1 protein-coding gene is annotated in these 391 nt (G+C 60.9%); it reads right to left on the reverse strand.

Annotated elements, in window-relative coordinates:
* Window positions 1-220, reverse strand: a 220-nt coding sequence (locus MDHKLMBL_RS21265; RefSeq protein WP_241956291.1) for a malate:quinone oxidoreductase, incomplete at its 3' end; no start/stop codon positions are given.
* Window positions 221-391 lie beyond the last annotated feature (171 nt).

Here is a 391-nt window from a genome sequence, read left to right on the forward strand (position 1 = left end):
GCTCGGCCTGCTCGGCGGTGATCTCGGCCTGCAGGAACCGGCCGCCAACGGGAAAACCGGTAAAGCGGCGCGCGAATGGCAAGTGGCTCTTTTTCAGAATCGGGAAAGCGAGCTGCTGAACACTCTGGACCTGGTGTACCGGCGTACCGATGAGATTGCGTCGCTGGCGGAAGAGCTGGAAGACGAACTGGGCGACGATGCCTTCCAGCAGCTGTTCCACCAGGGCCGGATCAAACCCCAGGGCCTTGCCGACATCCCGAATGGCGCTTTTGGGCCGGTAACGTGGAGGTGCTTACCGACAGCGAGCGGGATTACAGCTATTACAACATCAACCTGGGTTACAACGTGCGCCTTCCAGCAGCTGTTCCACCAGGGCCGGATCAAACCCCAG

Source organism: Marinobacter flavimaris (assembly GCF_002933295.1).
GTDB lineage: Bacteria > Pseudomonadota > Gammaproteobacteria > Pseudomonadales > Oleiphilaceae > Marinobacter > Marinobacter flavimaris.